Raw genomic sequence first — 20,971 nt, forward strand, 5'->3', positions numbered from 1 at the left:
TTGTTTGGTCATCTGACACCTCGATCTGGCGAGCATTCTCGCCTAAATGGGTGTCCGGTTTCATTAGACCACTACAAAGCGAGGACAAGACGATGCAGACCATCCATTACACCCACGCACAAGCGCACCTCTCGGAAACCATGGATCGCGTCAATGAAGACCGCACCCCGCTGCTGGTGACCCGGCAAAAGGGAGAACCCGTGGTGATGATTTCCCTCGCCGAGTACAACGCGCTGGAAGAAACGGCCTATCTGCTCCGAACGCCAGCCCCAGCCAACGCCGAACGCCTGATCAAGTCGATCAGTAACCTGCGAGCCGGGAAAAGCAAGCCAAGACAGCTCATCGAAGAGTGAACATCCTGCTCACTCCCGAAGGCTGGGAAGAGTACCTCTGGTTTCAGCAGAACGATAAAGCCGGACTAAAGCGGATCAACCTGTTGATCAAGGCAACCCAGCGAGATCCCTTTACCGGTCCCGGCAAGCCTGAGCCACTCAAACATAACCTGAGTGGCTTCTGGTCACGGCGAATTACTGCAGAGCATCGCCTCGTCTATTGCGTTGAGGGCGACGGGTTACAGATCGTGATGTGCAGATACCATTACTGAACGCTTACCAGCCGCCCTATCCCGCGCACAATCATCTCCACCTCGCGTTCATCAATCGTCAGCGGCGGTAGCAGGCGAATGGTTTTACCCCGTGTCACATTGATCAGCAGCCCGTGGTCGCGGGCGGCGATGAGGGTCAGGTCGCGAATGGGTTGGGCCAGTTCGATGCCGATCATCAAGCCCTGACCACGGATCGCCAGCACGTTCGGGTGATCATCGAGTTCGGCGTGCAGCCGAGCCAGCAGCAGTTCGCCCTGGCGCCTGGCGTTTGCCAGAAGCCCTTGTTCTTCAATGATCTCAAGCACTGTGCAGCCGACCCGACACGCCAGCGGGTTGCCGCCAAAGGTGCTGCCGTGGCTGCCGGGGGTGAACAGTTCGGCGGCTTTGCCACGGGCCAGGCAGGCGCCGATCGGCACACCGTTGCCCAAGCCCTTGGCCAGGGTCATGACGTCCGGCACGATGCCTTCGTGCTGAAAGGCGAACCATTGCCCGGTACGGCCGATACCCGTCTGGATCTCGTCGAGCATCAGCAGCCAGTTGCGCCGGTCACACAGAGCACGCAGGGCTTTGAGATACCCAGTCGGCGCCAGTTGCACACCGCTTTCGCCCTGAATCGGCTCCATCAGCACCGCCACGATGCGTTGCCCATAGACCTGGTGAGCTTTATCCAGCGCCGCGAGATCGCCAAACGGCACTTTGAGAAAATCCCCCGGCAACGGGTGAAATCCCAGGCGCACCGCCGGGCCGTCACTGGCGGACAGCGTGCCGAGGGTGCGGCCGTGGAAGGCGTTTTCCATCACCACCACCAGCGGCTGCTCGACCCCTTTGTGCCAACCGTACAAGCGCGCCAGCTTCAGTGCGGTTTCATTGGCTTCAGCACCTGAATTGTTGAAGAACACCCGTTCCAGGCCGGACAGCTCGGTGAGCTTTTCCGCCAGCCGTTGCTGCCAGTCGATGCTGTACAGGTTCGACGTGTGCAGCAACAAACCCGCCTGTTCAGTGATCGCGCTGACCACCCGTGGGTGCGAGTGGCCGACATTGGTCACGGCCACGCCCGCTACCGCATCCAGGTATTCACGGCCGGCCTGGTCCCACAGGCGGGTGCCCAGCCCCTTGGCAAAACTCAAGGCCAGCGGTTGATAAGTGCTCATCAGGTGGGTGGCGGTCATGGCTTCAAGCTCCATCAGGTGTTGGTTTTTTTGCAGTATCGTTAGCCACCCGAGCTGGATAAACGCTATAACCCTTCAATCATTTTAAAGCTGAGCTTGATAATGGATTTATTCCTGGCGATGTCGGTTTACGTGAGCGTGGTCGAGTCCGGCAGCATGACCGCCGCCGCCCGGCAGTGCAGCCTGTCGACCACCATGGTGGGCAATCACTTGCGCGCCCTGGAGCAACGCCTCGGGGTCAGCCTGATCAATCGCACCACCCGCCGCCAACGCCTGACCGAGTTCGGCGCGGCCTATTACGAGCGCTGCCTGGAGGTACTGGGCCTGGTCCAAGAGAGCGAACGGCTCGCCGAACAGGTCCAAGGCGAACCCAAGGGCCTCTTGCGCATTACCGCCCCGCCCAGCTTCGGTTCGGAGTGCCTGGCACCCGCCATGCACCTGTTCACCCAGCAATACCCGGAAATCCGCGTGGATGTGGTGCTGAGCAACCAAGTGGTGGACCTGATCGACAACAGCGTCCACGCCGCCATTCGCCTGGGCACGCCAGAGCCGTCGGGGCTTATCGCCCGGCCGCTGCAGGATTTCACCCTGACTATCTGCGCGGCACCCTCGTACCTGGAACGACGGGGCGCGCCCGCCCTTCCCGCCGACTTGAGCCAGCACGCTTGCCTGGCCTACGCTTATCCCGCGGGCGATGAATGGAGTTCGATGGGAAAACAATGGCTATTGACCGGCCCTGAAGGCGAGGTGCAGGTGCCGATCAGCGGCCCGATGGTGATCAACAGCGCACCGGGGCTGCTCCAGGCCGCCCGGGCCGGCATGGGTATCGTCATGCTGCCCGACGCGCTGGTGCATCAGGACCTGCGTGAAGGCAAGCTGGTCGCGCTGCTGCAGGATTACCAACTGCCGAGGCGACCGATGAATCTGGTCTACGCGCCAGACCGCTACCGCTTGCCGAAGCTGCGCAGTTTTGTCGAATTCACCTTGCAGATGTGGGGCAAGCAGAGTGGTTGATCAGTCGCCTTTAGAGGCTAATGCCTGTCAGTTAAGCGAACGCCGACCCTTGTAGGAGCAACCGGTCGACGCTCGAGTGCTCGCGATGGACCTTAACGATAACGCGTGTTGCCTGATTAAACGCGCTGCCCTTGAGTTCATCGCGAGCACGCTCGCTCCTACACATGCGACTCCATCTCCTTAACTGACTGGCATTGGGCCTACAGGCCCGCCTTCACCAACACCGGCTTGTGCGAATAACGCTCGGGGTACAGCTGTTTGAGTTGCGCCACTTTCGGCAGGTCGTTGATCACGATGTAGGGATACGTCGGGTGTTCCGTCAGGAAGTCCTGATGGTAATCCTCCGCCGGGTAGAAACCGTTGTAGGTTTCCAGTGTGGTCACGATCGGCTTGCTGAACGCACGGGCCGCGTCCAGTTGGGCAATGTAGGCCTGGGCGACGGTTCGTTGTTCCGTGCTTTGCGCAAAAATGGCCGAACGGTACTGGGTGCCGGTGTCCGGCCCCTGGCGGTTCAGTTCGGTGGGGTTGTGGGCCACCGAAAAGTAGATTTGCAGCAAACTGCCGTAACTCACCTGAGCGGGATCGAAGGTGACTTTCACGGCTTCAGCGTGACCGGTGTCGCCCTCGCTGACGCGCTCGTAGCTCGCACTGTCGGCCGTACCGCCGGCATAACCGGAGACGGCACTCTGCACGCCTTTGACATGCTGGAACACCCCTTGTACCCCCCAGAAGCAACCACCGGCGAGCACCGCGGTTTCGCTGCCGGTCTTGGGGGACTCATCAAGGGCGGGGGGCGCGATGATGACCGCGTCTTCAGCCACGCCGAAGGAAAACCCCAGGCATTGACCGACGACGCCGGCAAACGCCAGCCCCAGCAGGGTTTGACGCCAGCTGAATCGGGTTCTCATGGTGTCCACTCCTCAATGCTGAAAATACAAAAGCCGTGTTCAACCGAAGGTAAAGGCATAGGCCGAGACGCCGGGGTCGAGGAACTCGATGCTGAATGTGCGCTCTGCGACATCGCCGGGTTGACGCACCAACTGGTACAACCGTTGTTCGGTCACGCTGCCACTGCCATCCGGGGCGACATCCATGCCGTGAGCATCACCCGGCGCCTGGCCGTCGACCGTGACTTTGAAACGCACCGGCTTGCCCTCCACGCCAGGTCCCAGCACCAGGTGCAGGTCGCGGGCATGGAAGCGGTAGACAATGCGGCTGCCCGCAGCCGCCGAAGTGGCATGCTCGGCGCCAACGTTCCATTGCCCGTCCAGTGCCCAGTCGTTGAGCGTCAACACCGCCGGCACCTTGTAGTCGGCCACCGCGTCGGGCGTCAGGCTCGCTGCAGGTACGAAATGCGCCAGGCGCTGATAGCCCACATAGGTTTCCGGTGACTTCACTTCACTCATCCGCGCTGCCCGTTGCATCCCTTGGGCACTGACGCTGATCAAGCCATCGGGCACCGTCGAAGCGCCGGCTTCGCGCAACAATTGTTGAATCACCCGCTCTGATTCGGCGTAGTTGCCCTCACCAAAATGGTGGTAACGAATACGTCCCTGGGCGTCGGCGAAGTAATGAGCCGGCCAGTACTGGTTGTTGAAGGCCCGCCAGATCGTGTAATCGTTATCGAGGGCTACCGGATAGTTGATGCCCAGTTTCTTCATGGCCCGGGTCACGTTATCGACGTCACGCTCGAAGGCGAACTCCGGTGCGTGCACACCGATCACCACCAGCCCCTGATCGCGGTACTTCTCGGCCCAGGCTTTGACGTACGGCAAGGTGCGCAGGCAGTTGATGCAGGAGTAGGTCCAGAAATCCACCAGCACCACTTTGCCCTTCAACGCCTGCGTGGACAGTGGCGGTGAGTTGAGCCACTGCACGGCACCGTCGAGGGACGGCAGCGGGCCTTCAATCGGCAAGGTGGTCGCGCCATTGGCGGTCCTCTTCATCGCGCCACCGGCGGCCATCATGCTGGCGCCCGGTTGATCGCTGGCGGTCGGCAGCTGCGCCATCATCGCCCCGTTGCCACCGGACGACTGGCTGGCCAGTCGGGTGACCAACGCCTGTTCAAGGCCTCCCGTCGATGCGGTCGACAGCCGCGCCAGGACCCCGGTATCCAGGCCCAGCGCAATGGCAGCTACACCGGCGAGCATCGCCGCGCCCAGCCCCCGGCGCAGCCATTCACCGGCACCGATCGAGCGCTTCATCGCCGCATACACTTTACCGCCCAGCAGCAGGGCGACCGCCAGGGAGGTGGCGGCGCCCAAGGCGTACGCCAACAGCAGCAAGGTGCTGCCGATGTTGGCCCCTTGCAGCGCCGCGCCGGTCAACACCAGCCCGAGGATGGGGCCGGCGCACGGTGCCCAGAGCAGGCCCGTGGCGACGCCGATCAGCAACGAAGCGCCGGGACGCGGCCGGGCATCGGCGCCGGCCACTTGCGACAGGCGACTGCCGGCGGCCACCAACGGGCGCGTCCAGCGTTCGGCCAGGCTTGGCAGCAGCAACGCCAGCCCGAACAGTGCTACGAACAGCAACGCGAGCCAGCGACCGTACTGATTGAGTTGCACCACCCAGGCGCCGCCCACAGCGGCCAATGAGGCGACGAGAGCGAAGGTCAGTGCCATCCCCAGCAACAATGGCAAGCCACTCTTGATAAACGGCTGCCCGGTGCGAGCGAAGACAAAGGGCAGTACCGGCAGAATGCACGGGCTGACGATCGTCAGCACACCACCGAGATAAGCGAGAACCAACAGCCACATAGTGATGACCTGCCTGCAAGTATGAGAAGAACCTGAGCATGGGATCAGGCCTTCCGTGGTTCGAAGGTCAGCGCCAGGCCGTTCATGCAATAGCGCAGACCGGTCGGCGGTGGCCCATCGTTGAATACATGGCCCAGGTGCCCGCCGCAGCGTCGACAGTGAACCTCATCGCGCACCATCCCGTAGGAACGGTCCTGGCGCATCGCCACGGCGTTGGGCAGGGGCGCCCAGAAACTCGGCCAGCCGGTGTGGCTGTCAAACCGGGTGCTCGATGAAAACAGTGGCAGCGCACAACCGGCGCAGGCAAAGGTGCCGTCGCGATGTTCGTTGTTCAGCGCACTGCTGTAGGCACGCTCGGTGCCCTCCTCGCGCAGGATCTCGTACTGTTCGGCGCTGAGCATGGCGCGCCATTGGGCCTCGGTGTGGTTGACCTCGAAGGTTTCGCCCGCGCTCACCTCGCTGATCAGTGCCATGGGTGCCAGTAGTCTTGGCAGGGCACCGAGCGCCAACCCCGCAACACCCAGGCCAGCGCCTGCCAGAAGAATCTGTCGCCGTGAATACATGGCCCTCTCCCTTATTTCGCCGTAGGTTTCATGGAACACAGCCTAGGCTTGAGGTGATCGCCAAATCCTCACGCGGAGTTAAACAATTCGTGATAACTCCCCCGTGGGAAAACCCGCACAATGGTTGCACCACGCAACAGGATCCAACCCCTATGGACCAGCCCAAACGCGTTCTGGTGGTCGAGGACGACACCCACATCGCCGACCTGATCTGCCTGCACCTGCGCGACGAACAGTTCGAGGTGGTGCACAGCGCCGATGGCAACCAAGGCTTGCGCCTGCTGGAGCAAGGCAACTGGGACGCGCTGATCCTCGACCTGATGCTGCCCGGCACGGACGGCCTGGAAATCTGCCGCCGCGCCCGCGCCATGGCCCGCTACACCCCGATCATCATCACCAGCGCCCGCTCCAGCGAAGTGCATCGCATCCTCGGCCTGGAGCTGGGGGCCGACGATTACCTGGCCAAGCCGTTTTCGATGCTGGAGCTGGTGGCACGGGTCAAGGCCCTGCTGCGGCGGGTCGACGCCATGGCCCGCAACCTGAAGATGGACGCCGGCAGCTTGACCTGCGATGGCTTGTTCATCGACCCGATCACCCGTGAAGTGTCCCTGGAGGGCAAGCGCCTGGACCTGACGCCCCGCGAGTTCGACCTGCTGTACTTCTTCGCCCGCCAGCCGGGCAAAGTGTTCTCGCGCATGGACCTGCTCAACGCCGTATGGGGGTACAGCCACGAAGGCTACGAGCACACGGTCAACACCCACATCAATCGGTTGCGGGCCAAGATCGAAGCCGATCCGGCGCAACCGGTGCGCATCCTCACCGTGTGGGGCCGAGGCTACAAGTTCGCCACGGTGCAGGAGTCAGCATGAGACTGACCCTCAGCCAGCGCCTGTCGGCGGTGTTCGCCCTGTTGCTGCTGGTGTGCAGTGGCACCTCGGTGTGGATGCAGGTGCGTTCCAACACCATGCATGAGCTGGAGGTGGTGCAGGGCTTGTCCCGCGACCTGGCCGGGCACATCGCCCGCGACACCCAGTTGATGGACGCCAACGGCCTGAAACCCGAGGCCCTGCGCATGCTGTTCAGCCAGTTGATGCTGGTCAACCCGAGTGTCGAGGTGTACCTGCTCGACAATCAGGGCCGGGTGGTCGGCAATGCCGCGCCCGAAGGTCATCTGCGCCGCGAGCGGGTCGACCTGGCCCCCGTGCAGCGCTTGTTGAGCGACGAGCCGCTGCCGATTCTCGGCGACGATCCGCGCAGCCTTGAGGGACGCAAGGTGTTCAGCGCCGCGCCGCTCAAGGTCAACGGCCAGCAGGCCGGCTATCTCTACGTGGTACTGCTCAGCGAAGAACACGACCGCCTCGCCGAGCGCGGCGCCACCAGCGCGGCGTTGAACACCGCCTTGTGGTCGATCGGCATGGTGGCCTTGCTGTGCCTGATTGCCGGCCTCACGGCGTTTGCCCTGATCACCCGGCCGCTGCGACAGCTGACCGATACGGTGGCGCATTTCGACATCGACGGCGCCCCCGCCGCACCGCCACTGCCCGCCCTTTCGGACAAGCCGGACAGCCTCGCCGGCCAGGACGAAATCGCCACCCTGGATGCGGCCTTCCGGCAGATGCAGAAGCGCTTGGGCGAACAATGGCGCTCCTTGACCCGCCAGGACCAGGAGCGTCGCGAACTGGTGGCCAACATCTCCCACGACCTGCGCACCCCCTTGGCCTCGCTGCATGGCTACCTGGAAACCCTGTCACTCAAAGACGCCAGCCTGACCCCGGACGAGCGCCGTCGCTACCTGGGCATCGCCCTGGATCAGAGCCGTAAAGTGGGCGGTCTGGCGCAATCGCTGCTGGAGCTGGTGCGCCTGGAACACGGGTTCGTGCAACCGGTGCTGGAGCGCTTCTCGCTGACCGATCTGGTACAGGACATCTTCCAGAAATTCGAATTGGCCGCCGAAGCCCGACAAGTGCATCTCAAGGCCAGCTTCGCACCGAAGGTGTCCGGAGTATGGGCTGACCTGGGGTTGATCGAGCGGGTGCTGACCAACCTGTTCGACAACGCATTGCGTCATACACCCACCGCTGGGGTGGTCGAGATCAGGCTCGTGCCACAGGACAGATTCGTCGAGATCACGGTCAGTGACAGCGGCCCGGGGATCGCGGCCGAACTGCGCGAAGGGTTGTTCCTGCGCCCGTTCAACATCGGTGGCGCACGGCGTGATGGCGGGTTGGGGTTGCGCATCGTGCAGCGGATCCTGGAGTTGCATGGTCGCGAGATCCGTTTGCTGGATGTCCCGGGACAAGGGGCAACCTTCTGCTTTTCGCTGCCGGTGGACGAAGACACCGCGACCGCCCTGGCGGTGCGCTCAATGAACCTGAACAGCCCGGGCAAAACCTGATCCTGACTTAACAAAAACGGGCCTTGTGGCTAATGCCGGTCAGTTAAGAAAAACAAAGCCGAACACGAAACCCGTGGCGAGGGAGCTTGCTCCCGCTGGGCTGCGTAGCAGCCCCAAAAGAGGGCCGCTTTGCGCCCCAGCGGGAGCAAGCTCCCTCGCCACGGTCCTATGTTCGACTGGTCTTTGACTTAACTGATCGGCATTAGGCCTTGTGGCGTAATGTTTGACCGTTCATGGGGTCCCATCGAGCAATGGACGGCCCTGATCGTCTGTTGGTCCGTGACAACGGCGCAGCGGTCCAATAGATTAAGCGCCCCCGAAAACACCGATGCTGTTCTCGGCTCACATCCTGTTTAAAGAAGTAGTGAAATTTCAATGTCAGATTCCAACACCGCTGAATCCGTAGTCACCTTGTCGTCCAAAGCGGAATACGAAAACTCCATCAATCTTTCACAACACGTGCCGCAGGCCAAAACCATCAGCGAGATGGTCCTGGACGCCTTCCACACCTCGAAGGAAAGCGACCAGATTCGCGAACTGCGCGCCGCCATCCGCCAGGCGCACGACAGCTTCGACGACGACAAGGCCTACGAACTGATGGGCCAGCTCAAGCAACTCAAGGACGCCGAAGCCGCCGACATCGCTGCCCTGGAGGACCTGAGCAGCAAGTTCCCGATCAGCCGCATCCTGTCCAGCTTCAAGGACGACCCGAGCTTCCAGGAACTGGTCTACGGTCTGGCCCTCAAAGTCCTGAACCAGACCCACCAGGCCATCAGCAACCCAAGCGGCGGTAAAGGCAAGGCCGCGCGCGCCAAGAAAGAAGCCGAAGTGTTCAGCATCAGCAAGGACGGCATCACCGTCACCCTGCCCCTGCGCACCCCACGCTCCAAACCCAACGTCGATCGCGAAGCCTTCGAATTCCTCGGCTTCACCTTCGTCGGCGAAGGCGATGAGGCAGAGCTGGAAAACGAAACCTTCATCGACACCAGCGGCACCGAACAACCGGCCACCCGCAAAGCCATCATCACCGCCCTGCAACAGCAGACCGCGTTTGAGGGCTACGGCATCGTTCAGCAGTAAGCGGCAACGAAACCACTGCTGAAACATCGCGCAAAAAAGCCCCGCATTTCTCCCGAAGGCGGGGCTTTTCATTCAGCGCCTGAACGCCGTCAAACCGCGCTCAATCGATCAACCATATCGGGAAATTTCTCCACCAGCTTGATCAACATGGCGGCCTGAGCCTGGGAGTGTCGCTTGCGACTGCACTCCGCCAAGCCATTGATGCTGTCCGCGTTGTAGCGGGCTACCCACTTGTAACCAGTCTTGCGACTGATGCTGTGAGCCGCACAGAGTTGTGCTGAAATTGAGTCGACCAGACAGATAGTCGGCAATGAACATCACTTTCAGGTCCATAGGTTTCAGCTCTCGCCACGGCATGGTCAGATCCTCGGAATCGACCAGTGCCAGTTAAAGACTGTTACCTATGTGCTTGAACTGTTTTGTTACCTATGTGGGTGAGTCATACCGAAGCGTTTTTTTGCTTACTTTTTTTAGGCGCTTGTAAAAAAAGTGAGTCGCCGTCAGGCGAAACCATTAGAAGCCATGACCGCAGCAACGGATATGTACACCGCACCTGCAAGAACATGGTTGGCTGTCAGGCCCCCTTCGCGGGCAAGCCCGCTCCCACCCAATCAGCGGCCCCATGTAAGCCTGCATACGATCCCGGCTTGCATGCCGTCAACGCAGACCAGCCAACGCCCACAAACACAACCCCATAAAAAACCCCGCTCTTCTCTCGAAGGCGGGGCTTTTCAACAGCGTCCGACGCTCAAGGCGCGTAAGTCAGCAACAACTCACTCGGCACCTTGAAGTCCAGCGACATCATCACGCTCAGGGCAGTGATGGTGAAGATCGAGAACACAAACAGCTTGCGCGCCCAGACCGTGTCATCCACCGCCTTGTAGCCCGTCCAGGCCATGTACAACCAGTACATGCCCATGGCCGCCGCAACCGCGAGATAACTCATCCCGGCATAACCACTGAACGTCAGCATCAAGGTCGCCACCAGGAACGCCAGGATGTAGAGCAGGATGTGCTTCTTGGCCACCTGGATCCCACGTTTCACTGGCAACACCGGAATCGATGCGGCCAGGTAATCGTTGAAACGGAAAATCGCGATGGCATAGGAATGCGGCATCTGCCACAGACTGAACATCACCAGCAGGGTCAGCGCGGCCATGTCGAAGCTATTGCTCACGGCCACGTAACCGATCACCGGCGGCATCGCCCCCGACAGACTGCCCACCAGCGTGCCGTGAACCGACTTGCGCTTGAGGTACAGGCTGTAAAAACCGACGTAGATGACAAAACCGATGACCGCGAACAGCGCAGCCAACGGATTGGCCACCGTGTACAACAACGCAACGCCGACGACACCCAGGACGGTCGCATAGGCCAGGGCCAGTTTCAGGGAGATCAAGCCCTGGACCAGCGCCCGGTTCTTGGTGCGCTCCATCTTCAGGTCGATGTCGCGGTCGATGCAGTTGTTGAACACGCAACCGGACGCCACGACCAGGGAGGTGCCGATCATGGCCGCCAGGAAAACAGCCAGATCGACATGCCCTTTCGAGGCCAGGAAAAACCCGCCTGCCACAGAAAGCACGTTACCGAAAATGATCCCCGGTTTGGTGATTTGGATAAAGTGCTTGAGCGACATCGGGTCTACCTCACTTCGCCATCATGAAGGTGTGGATACTGAACATGATCCACAGCGACAGACCCACCAGCAGGACGATCACCAGCGCGGCGAACACAAACGCAATCACGTTGTTGCGCTGCGCGGCCGAACGGTCCAGGTGGAGGAAGTACACCAGATGCACCAGCACCTGGATGATCGCGAACGCCAGGACGATCCACAGGGTGATCGACTTCGGCAGCGATGGGTACATCACCAGGCCGAACGGAATGACCGTCAGGATCACCGACAGGATAAAGCCGATGGCGTAGGACTTGACGCTGCCGTGGCCGGCTTCGTCGTGGCCATTGTGGGAATGTGATGCGTTAGCCATTTACATAGTCCCCATCAGATAAACAACCGTGAATACGCAGATCCACACCACGTCCAGGAAGTGCCAGAACAGGCTCAGGCAGCTCAGGCGAGTCTTGTTGGTCGCCGTCAGGCCGTTCTTCTGCACCTGGTACATCATGATCGCCATCCAGATCAGACCGCTGGTCACGTGCAGACCGTGGGTACCGACCAGGGTGAAGAACCCGGACAGGAAGCCTGAGCGGCTAGGGCCGAAGCCTTCGGAGATCAGCAGGTGGAACTCGTTGATCTCCATGGCGATAAAGCCGGCACCGAACATGAAGGTCATGGCCAGCCAGCCCAGCACCTGATTCTTCTTGCCCTTGAACAACGCCAGCATGGCGAAGCCGTAGGTGATCGAACTGAACAACAGCAGAGCGGTTTCGCCCAGCACGTAAGGCAGTTCGAAGATGTCGTGGCCCGACGGGCCACCGGCAACGTTGTTTACCAGTACGGCGTACACCGCGAAGATCGATGCAAACAGAATGCAGTCGGTCATCAGGTAGAGCCAGAAACCGTATACGGTCATCTCGCCCGAATCGTGGTGATGGTCATCGTGCCCATGGTCATGGGCGTGTCCAACATTGGTCACTAAGTTCGACATGGTTTAAGCCTGTTCCAACGAGGTTTCAACACGGGTGGCGGTGGCTGGAACTTTCCCGGCCGCTACCAGACGCTTGTGCTGCTCGGCTTCGATGCGTTCGATTGTCTCTACCGGCACCATGTAGCCCTGGTCATCACGGGCAGCGTGGATCACGAAGTACACCACGGTGCCGACCAGACCGAAGGCGGCCAGCCACCAGATGTGCCAGATCATCGCGAAACCGAATACGGTCAACAGTGCGCCCATGACCACACCGGTCGCGGTGTTGTTTGGCATGTGGATCGGTTCGTACCGGGCCGGAGCCTTGTACGCGGTACCGTTTTCCTTGGCTTCGGTGAACGGGTCGATGCTTTCGGCTTTCGGCAGTACGGCAAAGTTGTAGAACGGCGGTGGCGACGAGGTCGACCATTCCAGCGTGTGAGCGTTCCACGGGTCGCCGTGTTCGCACATGTTCTCTGGCTTGTTGCGGTCACGCACGCTGACGTAGAGCTGGATCAGCTGGCAGGCGATACCGACGGCAATCATCACCGCACCGAACATGGCCACGTACAGGTAAGGCACCCACTCTGGGTTGGTGGTGGCGTTCAGACGACGGGTCATGCCCATGAAGCCCAGTGCATAGAGCGGCATGAACGCGACGAAGAAGCCCGAGATCCAGAACCAGAACGCGGCCTTGCCCCAACCTTCGTGCAGCTTGAAGCCGAACGCTTTCGGGAAGTAGAAGCCGAAGCCGGCGATGTAACCGAACACGGCGCCGCCGATGATCACGTTATGGAAGTGCGCGATCACGAACAGGCTGTTGTGCAGAACGAAGTCAGCACCCGGGATAGCCAGCAGTACGCCGGTCATGCCGCCGATGGCGAAGGTCACCATGAAGCCCAGGGTCCACAGCACCTGGCTGGTGAACTGCAGGCGGCCACGGTAGATGGTGAACAGCCAGTTGAATAGCTTCACCCCCGTCGGGATCGAAATCAGCATCGTCGCCAGGCCGAAGAAGGCGTTGACGCTGGCACCCGAACCCATGGTGAAGAAGTGGTGCAGCCACACCATGAAGCCCAGCACCGAGATCGCGCCGCTGGCGTAGATCATCGAGTGATGGCCGAACAGTTTCTTGCCGGTGAAGGTCGAAATGACTTCGGAGAAGATGCCGAACGCCGGCAGGATCAGGATGTACACCTCGGGGTGACCCCAGGCCCAGAACAGGTTGACGTACATCATCGGATTACCACCAAGTTCATTGGTGAAAATGTGGAAATCCATGTAACGGTCAAGCGTCAGCAGTGCCAGGGTAGCGGTCAGGATCGGGAACGAAGCCACGATCAGGACGTTGGCCCAGGTGCAGGTCCAGGTGAAGATCGGCATGTCCATCAGCTTCATGCCAGGGGTACGCATTTTCAGCACGGTGGCTAGGAAGTTGACCCCCGTCAGCGTGGTCCCGAGTCCGGATAGCTGTAGCGCCCAGATGTAGTAGTCCATCCCCACGCCCGGACTGTATTGCAGGCCCGACAGCGGCGGATAGGCAACCCAGCCGGTCTTGGCGAATTCGCCAACGCCCAGGGACAGGTTGATCAGCACCACGCCGGACACCAGCAACCAGAAGCTCAGGGAGTTCAGGAACGGGAAGGCAACGTCACGCGCGCCGATCTGCAGCGGCACCGCCAGGTTCATCAGGCCGGTGAAGAATGGCATCGCCATGAAGATGATCATGATCACACCGTGAGCGGTGAAGATCTGGTCATAGTGTTCAGGTGGCAGGTAGCCAGGCGAACCCTCGGTGGCCATGGCCAACTGGGTACGCATCATGATGGCGTCGGCAAAACCGCGCAGCAGCATGACCATGGCGACGATGATGTACATCACGCCGATTTTCTTGTGGTCGACCGAAGTCAGCCACTCGGTCCACAGGTAAGTCCACTTCTTGAAGTAGGTGATTGCAGCGAACAGCGCCAGACCACCGAGCGCGATCATGGCGATGGTCACCATCACGATCGGCTCGTGGAACGGAACCGCTTCCCAACTTAATTTACCAAACATCGTTTACTCCTCTGCCCCGGCAGCTGAATGCGCGTTCATGTCCGATCCTTGCGTCGCGGCCACTTCTTTCTCTTTCTTCTCGTGCTTCAGCGGCTTGCCCGGTTTCATGCCTTCGTACTTGTCGACGATGATCTGGAACAGGTCTGGCGTGACCGAGGAGTAGAGCTCGACTGGGTTGTTCTGGCTTGGCTTGGAAAGGGCTGCGTATTCAGCTTGTTCAAGCTGTTTAGGTGCCTTTTTGACTTCACCGACCCAGGCGTCGAAATCTTCCTGAGTCGTTGCGATCGCTTTGAATTTCATGCCGGTGAAGCCCGCGCCGCTGTAGTTGGCGGAGATACCGTCGAGCTCGGCGTTCTGGTTGGCAATCAGGTGCAGCTTGGTCTGCATGCCGGCCATCGCGTAGATCTGGCCACCCAGGCCCGGGATGAAGAACGAGTTCATCACGGTGTCCGAAGTCACCTTGAAATTGATCGGGGTGTGGGCCGGGAACACGATCTTGTTGACTGTGGCGATGCCTTGTTCCGGGTAGATGAACAGCCACTTCCAGTCCATGGCGACCACTTCAATGGTGATCGGCTTGACGTCCGATTCCAGCGGGCGGTACGGGTCCAGGGCGTGGGTCGATTTGTAGGTGACGTAACCCAGGGCGATGATGATCAGCACCGGCACGGTCCACACGGCGATTTCGATCTTGGTGGAGTGGTTCCACTTCGGCGCGTAGTCGGCCTTGGTGTTCGAGGCGCGGTATTTCCAGGCGAAGGCGAAGGTCATGATGATGACCGGCACAACGACCAGCAGCATCAACAGCGTGGCGGTGATGATCAGGTTTCGCTCATCCAGGCCAACCTGGCCCTTGGGATCGAGCAAGGTCATGTTGCAGCCTCCCAGCAACAACGTGCCGAGCAGCGGCACTAGGCCTAGTAATCTGGGGTACCTGTTTTTACTCATCTCACGACCTCTAAAGCAGCTTGCGCAATGCAGTTGGGTTTTGATCGCCAACACTTCACCCTGCCAAGGGTTGGCATTTTTCTTGGATTGAATAAGGGCCTGCCCGTCGCGCTTACATGGCGATCGACACATCCTGGGCTAGCGTTGAGTTCTTATTCGAATTCGTGGTCAAAGGCCTAGTTACAGACCAATTCCATTTGGTGCGGATACGTGGAAGGCGCCGACACCCGGGGTCGCATGAAGCCTTGAAACGGCTCCTCGACCACCCTTCTCTGCTCAGGGGTGAGCAGTGCCGGAATTTCAGTGCGGGCGATTGTAGATATGTAACGTTTTATAAACCATGTCTCATCTCGAAATAATTTTTATCGGATACGGCAACAATCATTAACGAATCCTGTAAAGATTGCCGATCTTATCGCGATTAATTCTCAACAAGAACCCCAAAAAAAGTAGGCCTACTGCCAGCAATTCAGACAGCTTAGGGACTATCCCGGGTATCCCCCGACTCGCCAAAGCCCCCTTTTCACAAGGCCTGCGGCCATTCGCCCAAGCCTGTTAAAACTGCCCGCTGCACTGTCTTGCCGGGTTTCAGTTACTGCGTTCTTTCAGGCTATTTCTTTGTATCTTTCAATGACTAAACGCAATTTTTGAAATGCCTTGCCACACCAAAGCTGTGACAACATGTCGCACATGCGCCGCACCCTTCTTTGCCCCACATCACGATGCCTCTACCGGGTGACTGAAATGCAAAACGCCCCGGCCTCTTGCGAGGACCGGGGCGTTTTCAGGGGCTGCTCTGCCGAGGGTGGCGAGCGCCTTCAGTTCAGGTGCTTGCGGTTGCGCGAGACCAGCAACGGCACCAGTACCGCCGTCAACACGAAGGCCACCAGGGCCCACTGCGCCAGCGACAGACCGAGGACCGGCGGGTATGGCGTAGCGCAGAAACCGTCGACCTGGAACACCAGCGGGAAGATCTTGGCCAGCGGCAAACCGTCAACGATCGGCTGCAGCACATCGATGCCGCAACTGACGGCCGGGTAGAACTGGGTATAGACGTGATGCGCAGCCGTGCCCGCGCCGGCCAGGGCAAAGATCACCACAAACCCTTCAAACAAGCTAATGCTACGACGGGTGCGCATGGCCGCCCCGGCGAAGGCACTGATTGCAATCAGCAGCAGTGCATAGCGTTGCAGGATGCACAGCGGGCATGGCGCCTCGCCCAGCACGATCTGCATGTACAGGGCACCACCGATCAGCGCCAGGCAGATCAGCCCCAGCAGCACCAGATAACGCCGCTCACGCGCCAACCGCATCATTTCCTCATTCATTCCGGTTTCCTTCGTCAAACATGCAGGTTGTGTTCGACAGATCCTTGGTCGCCAGGCGCCAGGCCTCTGTCAGGTATCAATGACCGCCAGTCTACACGCAGGCCGCGCCCGTTGAGCACGTCTGGTGTTGGCGGATAACCCGAGGGATTTAGCAGGAGGGAATTAACGGCAGGCGTATTAACAGGGGATTAAACGTTGGGATCTGTGGCGAGGCGAGTGACGCCTTCGCCGGCAAGTCGGCTCCTACAGGATGGCGACCATCCGCAGGAACCGACTTACCAGAGAGAGCGCCTGATGGGTTATTCCAGCGCCGCAGCCGGCCCGAAGAACTCGTAACGGCTCTGACTCTCTGGCACACCCAACGCCTTCAGGTGGCGCTTGATCGCCGTCATGAAGCCTTTGGGACCCAGGAAATAAGCATCCAGGTCTCGTTGCTCAGGCAACCATTGGCCAAGGGTTTCCTGGTTCAACAACCCGACCTGGTGCGCCGCCGGGCTGACACCGTCATCCTCGGCATAGCAGTAAAAGCGCTTGAGTTGGGGATGACGTGCGGCCAGGCCGTCGATCCAGTCGCGGAAGGCATGCACAGCGCCGTTACGCGCACAGTGGATAAAGTGCACCGGGCGCTCGGTGGCCAGTGCCGCTTCCAGCATGGCCAGGGTCGGGGTGATGCCGACACCGCCGCTGATCAGCACCAGCGGCTTGTCGCTGGCGGTCAGGGTGAAGTCGCCCGCTGGCGGGAACAGCTGGATGCTGGCACCGACCTGGAACTGGTCGTGCAGGTAGTTCGACGCACGACCACCGTCTTCGCGCTTGACGCTGATGCGGTACTGACCGTCATTACCCAGGGACGACAGCGAATAATTGCGACGGATCTCTTCCCCTTCCAGCACCAGCTTCATGCCGATGTACTGGCCTGGCTCTGCAGCGAGGATCGGCCCTTTGTCAGCAGGTTCGAAGTAGAACGAGGTGATTTCCGCACTTTCCTCCACACGCTTGGCCAGTGTGAATTCCCGCGCACCGCGCCAGCCACCGACGGCTTCGGCTTTCTGGTCGTAGATCGCGGCTTCGGCACCAATCAGGATGTCGGCCAGTTGACCGTAGGCAGCGCCCCAGGCACTCATCACTTGCGGCGTGGCGATTTCGTCACCCAGCACTTCGGAAATCGCTCGCAGCAGGCAGCTGCCGACGATCGGGTAGTGTTCCGGAAGAATTTGCAGGGCCACGTGCTTGTTGATGATCTTGGCCACCAGATCGCCCAGTTGATCCAGCTGATCGATGTGCCGTGCATACATCAACACGCCGTTGGCCAGCGCCCGAGGCTGGTCGCCGCTGGCCTGGTGAGCCTGGTTGAACAGTGGCCGCACTTCTGGATACTCAGAGAGCATCATGCGATAGAAGTGGGTGATCAGGGCTTCGCCGCCGCTTTCGAGCAACGGAACAGTGGATTTGACGATGGCACGGTCTTGCGCACTAAGCATAAGGGGGTACTCCTGAACGACTGCTTTTCTAATGAATTACCCTTTGGGTATCAGTTTTCATGCCAACAATTAAATCCTTATAAATCAATAGCTTGAATAATATGTAGTCATATCGACACAAGCAGGCTTATAGTCATCCCGACTACATGGAGTCAATATGACTGCAAAATCCTTGCTCACCACGCTACTGCCACTGGTCTCTGACCTTTCTCGTGAATTGCCCGAAGGCGAGCGCTACCGACGCCTGCTCGAAGCCATGCGCGCCCTGCTCCCGTGCGATGCTGCGGCCTTGTTGCGCCTGGATGGCGAATGGCTGGTGCCGTTGGCGGTGGATGGCCTGAGCACGGATACCTTGGGGCGGCGGTTCAAGGTCAGCGAACACCCGCGCTTTGCCGCGCTGCTCAGCAGCCCCGGCCCAACGCGTTTCGACGCGGACAGCCACCTGCCGGACCCGTACGACGGGCTGGTCGATGGCCTCCATGAGCACCTGGAAGTCCACGATTGCATGGGCTGCCCACTGTTTATCGATGAACACCCATGGGGCTTGTTGACGCTGGATGCCCTGGACCCGGAGCGTTTCGAACCCATCGAACTGGATGCCCTGCAAGCTTTCGCCAGCCTCGCCGCGGCGACCGTCAATGCGGCCGAACGCATCGAACGGCTGGCCAATCGGGTTGAAGACGAACACCAACGGGCCGAGGTCTATCGTCAGGCCAGCGGACAGCAGAATCGGGAAATGATCGGCCAGAGCAAGGCCCACAAACGCTTGGTCGAAGAAATCAATCTGGTCGCGGGCAGCGACCTGACGGTGCTGATCACCGGGGAAACCGGGGTCGGCAAGGAACTGGTGGCCCAGGCCATCCATGCGGCATCACCTCGCGCCGACAAACCGATTATCAGCCTCAACTGTGCCGCCCTGCCCGACACGCTGGTGGAAAGCGAGTTGTTCGGTCATGTGCGCGGGGCCTTCACCGGGGCCACCAGCGACCGGCGCGGCAAGTTCGAACTGGCCAACGGCGGCACCCTGTTTCTCGACGAGGTGGGCGAACTGTCACTGACCGTTCAGGCCAAGCTGCTGCGCGTACTGCAAAGCGGCCAGTTGCAGCGCCTGGGGTCGGACAAGGAACACCAGGTCGACGTGCGCCTGATCGCCGCGACCAACCGTGACCTGGCGGCGGAAGTGCGCGACGGCCGCTACCGCGCCGACTTCTACCATCGCCTGAGCGTTTATCCGTTGCAGGTCCCGGCGCTGCGTGACCGGGGTCGGGACGTGCTGTTGCTCAGTGGTTTTTTCCTTGAGCAGAACCGCTCGCGCATGGGCCTCAACAGCTTGCGCCTGAACAGCGACGCCCAGGCATCGCTGCTGGCCTACAGTTGGCCGGGCAACGTCCGCGAGCTTGAACACCTGATCGGCCGCAGCGCGCTGAAGGCCCTGGGCAACACCCGGGAGCGACCGAAGATTCTGAGCCTCAGCGCGGCGGACCTGGATTTGCCCCACGACACACCCGACGCCCCGCCGATGCCTGAGCCCCACGCGCCACAGCCCCTGACGGAAGGCATCGGCGACCTGCGCCAGGCCACCGAGCACTATCAACGCCAACTGATCGGCGCCAGCCTTGAACGCCACCAGAACAATTGGGCCAGTGCTGCCCGTGAGCTCGGCCTGGACCGGGCGAACCTGGGGCGGATGGCCAAGCGGCTGGGGATGAAGTGACAACAGCCGGACAGCCTTCATGTGGCGAGGGCGCTTGCTCCCGCTGGAGTACGTAGCACTCCCAGGCAGGCACCCGGTTGCATCGGGCAGTACGGATGACGACTGCTGCGCAGCCGAGCGGGAGCAAGCTCCCTTGCCACGGAGGCTCATCGATTGACCTGTTGTGGCAGTCAAGGCTAAAGCCTGCCCCCGACACGTCGATAACCCGGTATCGATAGTGGCTGGCGGTCCTGTGATCGCCCGCCACCTTTTTCCACAGAAGGTTCATATGTCCACCACCAAAGCCCGCGCAGACTCACTCTCGCTTCTGCTCTTTACCTTGCGCAGCGGCAAGCTGATGGCGATCAACCTGCTGAAAGTCAGTGAAATCATCCCCTGCCCGCCACTGACCAAGCTGCCGGAGTCCCATCCTCACGTCAAAGGCATCGCCACCTTGCGCGGCACCTCGTTGTCGGTCATCGACCTGAGCCGGGCCATCGGTGAGCGGCCACTGGCGGACCCGGACGGTGGCTGCCTGATCGTCACCGACGTCAGCCGCTCCAAACAGGGCCTGCACGTTCAGGCGGTGAGCAAGATCGTCCATTGCCTGACCACCGACATCCGCCCGCCACCCTACGGTTCCGGCGGCGTGCGCTCGTACATCACCGGGGTGACCTCGGTCGACGGCACGCTGGTGCAGGTGCTCGACATCGAGAAAGTCATCCACGGCATCGCCCCGGCACAGATCGAGATGGCGCCCACCGAACTGAGCATGGAAGACGCCGAAGTGCTGGGCAACGCGCGTATCCTGGTGGTCGATGACAGTCAGGTGGCGCTGCAACAGTCCGTGCACACGCTGCGCAACCTAGGCCTGCAATGCCACACCGCGCGCAGTGCCAAGGAAGCCATCGACTGCCTGCTGGACCTGCAAGGCACCGCGCAGCAGATCAACCTGATTGTCTCGGACATCGAAATGTCGGAGATGGACGGCTATGCCTTCACGCGAACCCTGCGCGAAACCCCGGATTTTTCCCACCTGTACGTCCTGCTGCACACCTCCCTGGACAGCGCGATGAACAGTGAAAAGGCCCGTCTGTCCGGCGCCAACGCCGTGCTGACCAAGTTCTCCTCGCCAGAGCTGACCAAGTGCCTGATCGACGCTGCCAAAGCGGTAGCACAGCAAGGTCACTGAGCCTTGAGCGGGGCGTATTACCTGTTAAATGTCGGGATGCGCGTAGTCCATCGGGAAATCGCTGCAGATTGATCGTGGCTCCGCTGCAGGGGCCAGATTGCCAGC

Annotated in this window: 19 protein-coding genes and 2 pseudogenes; 8 read left to right on the plus strand and 13 right to left on the minus strand. The window is 60.6% G+C overall.

Annotated elements, in window-relative coordinates:
* The first annotated feature begins 92 nt into the window (after nucleotides 1-92).
* Together AC3WQN_RS13175 and AC3WQN_RS13180 are read left to right on the plus strand one after the other, a co-directional pair.
* Complete coding sequence (locus AC3WQN_RS13175; RefSeq protein WP_103402326.1) at nucleotides 93-353, plus strand: type II toxin-antitoxin system prevent-host-death family antitoxin; 261 nt, start codon at nucleotides 93-95, stop codon at nucleotides 351-353.
* The gene (locus AC3WQN_RS13180; RefSeq protein ID WP_103402327.1) at nucleotides 350-604 is read left to right on the plus strand and encodes a Txe/YoeB family addiction module toxin; all 255 of its coding nucleotides are present in this window, start codon (nucleotides 350-352) and stop codon (nucleotides 602-604) included. The genes AC3WQN_RS13175 and AC3WQN_RS13180 overlap by 4 nt, the downstream gene beginning before the upstream one ends.
* Here AC3WQN_RS13180 and AC3WQN_RS13185 read toward each other — a convergent pair.
* On the minus strand, nucleotides 598-1,788 hold the full coding sequence (locus tag AC3WQN_RS13185; protein ID WP_103402328.1) for an acetylornithine transaminase: 1,191 nt from the start codon (nucleotides 1,786-1,788) through the stop codon (nucleotides 598-600). The genes AC3WQN_RS13180 and AC3WQN_RS13185 overlap by 7 nt on opposite strands.
* 87 nt (nucleotides 1,789-1,875) lie before the next feature.
* Here AC3WQN_RS13185 and AC3WQN_RS13190 point away from each other — a divergent pair, with 87 nt between their 5' ends.
* The gene (locus tag AC3WQN_RS13190) at nucleotides 1,876-2,787 is read left to right on the plus strand and encodes a LysR family transcriptional regulator (protein WP_103402329.1); all 912 of its coding nucleotides are present in this window, start codon (nucleotides 1,876-1,878) and stop codon (nucleotides 2,785-2,787) included.
* 200 nt (nucleotides 2,788-2,987) lie between these two features.
* On the opposite strand, the gene msrA is transcribed toward AC3WQN_RS13190, so the two are convergent.
* Genes msrA through msrB form a run of 3 tightly spaced genes read right to left on the minus strand, consistent with a single transcriptional unit; the run spans nucleotide 2,988 to nucleotide 6,106 of the window.
* Nucleotides 2,988-3,695: a peptide-methionine (S)-S-oxide reductase MsrA gene (msrA, locus tag AC3WQN_RS13195; RefSeq protein WP_103402330.1), complete on the minus strand. Its 708-nt coding sequence runs from the start codon at nucleotides 3,693-3,695 to the stop codon at nucleotides 2,988-2,990.
* Between the two features lie 39 nt (nucleotides 3,696-3,734).
* Entirely contained in the window at nucleotides 3,735-5,543 is a 1,809-nt protein-coding gene (locus AC3WQN_RS13200) for a cytochrome c biogenesis protein DipZ (protein WP_103402331.1), read from the minus strand.
* A 44-nt stretch (nucleotides 5,544-5,587) separates the two neighbouring features.
* On the minus strand, nucleotides 5,588-6,106 hold the full coding sequence (msrB, locus tag AC3WQN_RS13205) for a peptide-methionine (R)-S-oxide reductase MsrB (protein ID WP_103402332.1): 519 nt from the start codon (nucleotides 6,104-6,106) through the stop codon (nucleotides 5,588-5,590).
* Between the two features lie 152 nt (nucleotides 6,107-6,258).
* On the opposite strand from msrB, the gene AC3WQN_RS13210 reads away from it, so the two are divergent.
* The 3 genes from AC3WQN_RS13210 (at nucleotide 6,259) to AC3WQN_RS13220 (ending at nucleotide 9,581) form a co-directional block, all read left to right on the plus strand.
* Nucleotides 6,259-6,975: a response regulator transcription factor gene (locus AC3WQN_RS13210; protein ID WP_103402333.1), complete on the plus strand. Its 717-nt coding sequence runs from the start codon at nucleotides 6,259-6,261 to the stop codon at nucleotides 6,973-6,975.
* Nucleotides 6,972-8,501 (plus strand): sensor histidine kinase, encoded by a 1,530-nt coding sequence (locus tag AC3WQN_RS13215; RefSeq protein ID WP_103402334.1) that lies wholly within the window; start codon nucleotides 6,972-6,974, stop codon nucleotides 8,499-8,501. Before AC3WQN_RS13210 ends, AC3WQN_RS13215 begins: the two co-directional genes overlap by 4 nt.
* Nucleotides 8,502-8,876: 375 nt before the next feature.
* Nucleotides 8,877-9,581: a hypothetical protein gene (locus AC3WQN_RS13220; RefSeq protein ID WP_103402072.1), complete on the plus strand. Its 705-nt coding sequence runs from the start codon at nucleotides 8,877-8,879 to the stop codon at nucleotides 9,579-9,581.
* A gap of 89 nt (nucleotides 9,582-9,670) precedes the next feature.
* Here AC3WQN_RS13220 and AC3WQN_RS13225 read toward each other — a convergent pair.
* The 9 genes and pseudogenes from AC3WQN_RS13225 to hmpA all read right to left on the minus strand — a co-directional run.
* Nucleotides 9,671-9,757: pseudogene (locus AC3WQN_RS13225) on the minus strand (transcriptional regulator); the annotation flags it as partial.
* A pseudogene (locus AC3WQN_RS13230) lies at nucleotides 9,734-9,938 on the minus strand (helix-turn-helix domain-containing protein); the annotation flags it as partial. The pseudogenes AC3WQN_RS13230 and AC3WQN_RS13225, both read right to left, overlap by 24 nt.
* Before the next feature lie 391 nt (nucleotides 9,939-10,329).
* Nucleotides 10,330-11,217, minus strand: coding sequence for a heme o synthase (gene cyoE / locus AC3WQN_RS13235; protein ID WP_095079872.1), 888 nt, complete (start codon nucleotides 11,215-11,217; stop codon nucleotides 10,330-10,332).
* A gap of 10 nt (nucleotides 11,218-11,227) precedes the next feature.
* Nucleotides 11,228-11,569 carry a cytochrome o ubiquinol oxidase subunit IV gene (gene cyoD / locus AC3WQN_RS13240; protein WP_095079870.1) on the minus strand — a complete coding sequence of 114 codons (342 nt, stop codon included), beginning with the start codon at nucleotides 11,567-11,569 and terminating at the stop codon, nucleotides 11,228-11,230.
* The gene (locus tag AC3WQN_RS13245) at nucleotides 11,570-12,190 is read right to left on the minus strand and encodes a cytochrome o ubiquinol oxidase subunit III (protein ID WP_095147140.1); all 621 of its coding nucleotides are present in this window, start codon (nucleotides 12,188-12,190) and stop codon (nucleotides 11,570-11,572) included. It abuts the gene before it with no gap.
* Between the two features lie 3 nt (nucleotides 12,191-12,193).
* Nucleotides 12,194-14,224 (minus strand): cytochrome o ubiquinol oxidase subunit I, encoded by a 2,031-nt coding sequence (gene cyoB, locus AC3WQN_RS13250; RefSeq protein ID WP_095147141.1) that lies wholly within the window; start codon nucleotides 14,222-14,224, stop codon nucleotides 12,194-12,196.
* A 3-nt stretch (nucleotides 14,225-14,227) separates the two neighbouring features.
* Nucleotides 14,228-15,172: a ubiquinol oxidase subunit II gene (gene cyoA, locus AC3WQN_RS13255; RefSeq protein WP_103402071.1), complete on the minus strand. Its 945-nt coding sequence runs from the start codon at nucleotides 15,170-15,172 to the stop codon at nucleotides 14,228-14,230.
* A gap of 818 nt (nucleotides 15,173-15,990) precedes the next feature.
* Nucleotides 15,991-16,500, minus strand: a complete 510-nt coding sequence (locus tag AC3WQN_RS13260) for a disulfide bond formation protein B (RefSeq protein ID WP_103402070.1) — start codon at nucleotides 16,498-16,500, stop codon at nucleotides 15,991-15,993.
* A gap of 299 nt (nucleotides 16,501-16,799) precedes the next feature.
* Complete coding sequence (gene hmpA / locus AC3WQN_RS13265) at nucleotides 16,800-17,981, minus strand: NO-inducible flavohemoprotein (protein WP_103402069.1); 1,182 nt, start codon at nucleotides 17,979-17,981, stop codon at nucleotides 16,800-16,802.
* 157 nt (nucleotides 17,982-18,138) lie between these two features.
* Here hmpA and norR point away from each other — a divergent pair, with 157 nt between their 5' ends.
* Nucleotides 18,139-19,695, plus strand: a complete 1,557-nt coding sequence (norR, locus tag AC3WQN_RS13270) for a nitric oxide reductase transcriptional regulator NorR (protein WP_103402068.1) — start codon at nucleotides 18,139-18,141, stop codon at nucleotides 19,693-19,695.
* A gap of 268 nt (nucleotides 19,696-19,963) precedes the next feature.
* Nucleotides 19,964-20,866 carry a chemotaxis protein CheV gene (locus AC3WQN_RS13275; protein ID WP_095079856.1) on the plus strand — a complete coding sequence of 301 codons (903 nt, stop codon included), beginning with the start codon at nucleotides 19,964-19,966 and terminating at the stop codon, nucleotides 20,864-20,866.
* Nucleotides 20,867-20,971 lie beyond the last annotated feature (105 nt).

The sequence above is a fragment of the Pseudomonas sp. FW300-N1A1 genome (assembly GCF_058789115.1).